At 70.7% G+C, this 5,064-nt stretch carries 1 pseudogene; it reads left to right on the top strand.

What is annotated here, in order from left to right:
• Window positions 1-16: 16 nt before the first annotated feature.
• Window positions 17-5,064, top strand: a pseudogene (locus ACWC2B_RS37945) (type I polyketide synthase); the annotation flags it as partial.

Below are 5,064 nucleotides of genomic sequence, written 5' to 3'. Positions count from 1 at the left end.
GCTGCCTGCGTCGGACGGCGCGGTCCAGGTGCAGGTATGGGTGGGTGAGTCCGATGACGGGGGTCGCCGGCCGGTGTCGGTGCATGCGCGTGAGGCCGAGGGCCCCTGGACGCTGCACGCCAGCGGTGTGGTGACCACGGGGGCCGAAGCGGTCTCCTTCGACACCGCGACATGGCCTCCGAAGGGCGCCGAGCCGGTGGACGTGGCGGACGGCTACGACGAACTCGCCGATGCCGGGCTCACGTACGGCCCGGTGTTCCGGGGCCTGCGCGCGGCCTGGAAGCTCGGCGAAGACGTCTACGCCGAGGTGGGGCTCCCGGAAGGCACGGACGGCCACGCCTACGGGCTGCACCCCGCGCTCTTCGACGCCGCCCTGCACGCGGCGGCATGGGGCGGAGTGGAAGCGGGCGGAGTCCCCTTCTCGTGGACCGGAGTGTCCCTGCACGCCTCCGGAGCCTCCCACCTCCGCGTCCGAATCCGGGGCACGGCCAACGGAATGTCGGTCGCGATGGCGGACACCTCCGGTGCGCCGGTCGCCTCCGTGGAGTCGCTGGTGGTGCGTCCGCTCTCGGCCGGGCAGTTGCAGGCCGCCGACCGTGACGCCCTCTTCAAGGTCGACTGGGTTCCCCTCCCGCTCACGGACGAGCGTGTCGAGCTCGGCACCGGTCCGGAGGGCGAACCGTGGCGAACTCTCGCGGACCTGGAGTCCCTGGCCGGAGCGACCGTGCCCGGTACGGTCCTGGTCACGCCGCCCGCCGACGCGGCTGGAGTGGTGGAGTCCGTACACCGCGCGGCTGCCTGGGCACTGGAGATGGTGCAGTCCTGGCTGGCCGACGACCGGTTCGCCACCTCGCGCCTGGTCTTCGTCACCCGCGGGGACGTCGCCGGCGAGGATCTCGCGGGCGCCGCCCGCGGGGACGTCGCCGGCGAGGATCTCGCGGGCGCCGCCGTGCGGGGCCTGGTGCGGTCGGCGCAGTCGGAGAACCCGAGCCGCTTCGGCCTGGTGGACCTGGCCGACGACTCCGATGTGACCGTGCTGGCACAAGGGCTCGCGACCGACGAGCCCGAACTGCTGGTGCGCGGCGGCGAGGTGCTGGCCGCCCGGCTTGCCCGCACTCAGTCCCAACACGCGATGACCTGGGACCCGTCGGGAGCGGTGCTGGTCACTGGCGGTACTGGTGGTCTGGGGCGCGTGATCGCGCGTCACTTGGCGGTGGAACACGGGGCGCGGAGTCTGCTGCTGGTGAGCCGGAGTGGTCCGGCAGCCGAAGGTGCCGAGGAGTTGGTGGCTGAACTCCGGGAAGGCGGCGTCGAAGCAGTCGTTGAGGCGTGTGATGTGACCGACGCGGTTGCTGTGGCTGAGTTGGTGGCTCGGCATCGGATCAGGGCGGTGGTGCATACGGCTGGTGTCCTGGACGATGGTGTAGTGGAGTCGCTGACGCCAGAGAGGTTGGCGGCGGTGTTGCGTCCGAAGGTGGACGGGGCCTGGAATCTGCACGAGGCGACCCGGGGTCTGGATCTGGACGCGTTCGTGGTGTTCTCGTCCGTGGCCGGCACGTTCGGCAGCGCGGGTCAGGCCAACTACGCGGCGGGGAACGCTTTCCTGGATGCGTTGGCGCACCATCGTCGGGCGGTGGGTCTGCCCGCGGTGTCGCTGGCGTGGGGTCCGTGGTCTCAGGACAGTGGCATGACCGGCACCCTCACCGAAGCCGACCTCCAGCGCATGACCCGCTCAGGCATGCCACCGCTCTCCGCCGAGGAGGGCCTGGCCCTCTTCGATGCCGCGCTGGGATCGACCGAGCCCACGGCGCTGCCCGTCCGCCTGGACCTCGCGGCGCTCCGCGCGCAGGGCGAGCCCCAGCCGCTGCTGCGAGGCCTGATCCGTACGAGGATCCGCCGATCCGGCGCTGCCGCGGCAGCCGGCATCGCGCAGCGCCTGGCCGGGCTCTCCACGACGGAACGGCGCGAGGCGCTGCTCGATGTCGTACGCGCCCAAATAGCGGTGGTCCTGGGCCATGCGAGCCCGGAGACGGTCGACCCGGACCGGGCCTTCCAGGACCTCGGCTTCGACTCCCTGACCGCCATCGAACTACGCAACCTGCTGGGCCGGGCCACCGGACTGCGGCTCCCGGCGACGACCGTGTTCGACTACCCGACGGCCGACGCCCTGGCGGGCCACCTCCTGGGCGAACTGTTCGGCACGGAGACCGAGACGCCGCTCCCGGTATCCGCTCTCCCGTCCCTGACGGACGACCCGGTGGTGATCGTCGGCATGAGCTGCCGCTTCCCCGGCGGCGTCGCCTCGCCCGAGGACCTGTGGCGGCTGGTGTCCGAGGGGGTGGACGCCGTCTCGGACTTCCCCACCGACCGAGGCTGGGAGATCGAGGACACCGACGACCCCGAGCGGGAGGGCGCCATCGCCACCCGCTCCGGTGGATTCCTCTACGACGCGGCGGAGTTCGACCCCGAGTTCTTCGGGATGAGCCCCCGCGAGGCCCTGACCACCGACGCCCAGCAGAGGCTGCTGCTGGAGACGACCTGGGAGGCGCTGGAGCGCGCCGGTATGGACCCGGCCACCCTGCGCGGGAGCCGTACGGGCGTCTTCGCCGGCGTGATGTACCACGACTACTCGACGCTGCTGTCCGGGCGCGAGTTCGAGGGCTATCAGGGCAGCGGCAGCGCGGGCAGTATCGCCTCGGGCCGGGTGTCGTACACCTTCGGTTTCGAGGGTCCGGCGGTGACGGTGGATACGGCGTGTTCGTCGTCGTTGGTCGCCCTGCATCTGGCGGCACAGTCATTGCGCCTGGGTGAGTGCTCGCTGGCTCTGGCGGGCGGTGCGACGGTGATGTCCACACCGACGACGTTCGTGGAGTTCTCCCGTCAGGGTGGGCTGTCCTCGGATGGGCGTTGCAAGGCGTTCGGTGATGGGGCTGATGGTGTGGGTTGGGCCGAGGGTGCCGGAATCCTGGTGTTGGAGCGTTTGTCGGATGCGCGCCGCAATGGGCACCCGATCTTGGCGACCGTGCGGGGTAGTGCGGTGAATCAGGATGGTGCGTCGAATGGTTTGACGGCGCCGAATGGTCCGTCGCAGCAGCGGGTGATTCGGCAGGCCCTGGCCAACGCCCAGTTGGCCGCCGGTGACGTCGACGCCGTGGAGGCGCACGGCACCGGTACGACGCTCGGTGATCCGATCGAGGCTCAGGCGTTGTTGGCGACGTATGGTCAGGGGCGGTCGGGGGGTCGGCCGTTGTTGTTGGGTTCGGTGAAGTCGAATATTGGGCATGCGCAGGCGGCTTCGGGTGTTGCGGGTGTGATCAAGATGGTGTTGGCGATGCGTCATGGTGTGTTGCCGCGGACGTTGCATGTGGATGTGCCGTCGTCGCATGTTGACTGGGATGCGGGTGCGGTTGAGCTGTTGAGGTCTGCGGTTGAGTGGGAGCGGGGGGACGGGCCGCGTCGTGCGGGTGTGTCGTCCTTCGGGATCAGCGGTACGAACGCGCACGTGATCCTGGAACAACCCGAACCCGAACCCGAACCCGACCTCGCCGACACCAACACCGGCGATGCATCGGACGCCGCCGAGGACGAGACGGCCGGGGCCGCGCTGCCGGTGCTGGTGCCGTTGTCCGGCCGGACGGAGTCGGCGCTGCGCGCCCAGGCAGGGCGGTTGCTGTCCCGACTGGACGGTGAGCCGGCGCCGCGGGTCACGGATGTCGCCTACTCACTGGCGACGGGCCGCGCGGTGTTCGAGCACCGCGCGGTGATCCTGGCCGGGGACCGGGAGGAGCTGCTGCGCTCGCTGTCAGCCCTGGCCGAGGGCCGCAGTGAGGCGGCCGTCGTGGCACAGGACCGGGCCCGCACCGGCAAGCTCGCCTTCTTGTTCTCGGGCCAGGGGTCTCAACGCCTGGGGATGGGGAGGGAGTTGTACGGCCGTTATCCGGTTTTCGCGGCGGCGTTCGACGCGGTGTGCGCTTCCTTGGACGAGCACTTGGACCGTCCGCTGCGGGACGTGGTGTGGGGTGAGGACGCGGAGCTGCTGGACCAGACCGCGTACGCCCAGACATCCCTGTTCGCGATCGAGGTGGCGCTGTTCCGCCTGCTGGAGTCGTGGGGCGTGCGCCCGGACCAACTGCTCGGGCACTCCGTCGGTGAAGTCGCCGTGGCGCACGTGGCGGGCGTCTTCTCCCTCCCGGACGCCTGCGCGCTGGTGGCGGCCCGGGGCCGGTTGATGCAGCAACTGCCCGTTGGTGGGGCGATGGTGGCGATCAGGGCGGCGGAGGAGGAGGTTCTTCCGCACTTGACGGGTGGGGTGTCGATCGCGGCGGTCAATGGTCCGTCGTCGGTGGTGGTCTCCGGTGTCGAGGACGCGGTAGCGGCCGTCGCGGCGCACTTCGCAGCGGAGGGCCGCGAGACCAGCAGGCTGCGGGTCTCGCACGCCTTCCACTCGCCGCTGATGGAACCGATGCTGGCCGACTTCCGCGCCGTCGCCGACCGCATGACGTACAGCGCGCCGCGCATCCCCGTGATCTCGAACGTCACCGGTGAACCCGCCACCCCGGAGCAACTGTGCTCCGCGGAATACTGGATCGGTCACGTCTGTGCAGCAGTGCGCTTCGCCGACGGGGTCGGCGCACTGGAAGCGCAGGGCGTCTCGGCGTACCTGGAACTCGGCCCCGACGGCGCCCTCTCCGCGCTCGCCGCGGAGTCCGCGGCGGACGAGTCGGTTCTTACCCCCCTGCTGCGCAAGGACCGGCAGGAGGCGCCGGCACTCCTCACGGCTGTGGCACGTCTGCATGCCAGCGGCGTGCCCGTCGACTGGTCAGCCGTCTTCGCCGGCTCGGGTGCGCGGTGGGTGGATCTGCCGACGTATGCGTTCCAGCGTGAGCGGTTCTGGCCGTCGGGTCGGGTGGCGCGTTCGGGTGATGTGCGGTTTGCGGGTCTGGATTCTGCGGGGCATCCGATGCTGGGCGCGGCGGTTCAACTGGCGGGCTCGGGTGGGGTGTTGTTCACCGGGCGGTTGTCGGTGTCCTCGCATCCGTGGCTGGCGGATCATGTGGTGCTGGG

Source organism: Streptomyces sp. NPDC001415, from assembly GCF_053597395.1.
The sequence above is the reverse complement of the archived record's forward strand: the minus strand, read 5'-3'. Positions and strand labels throughout refer to the sequence as shown.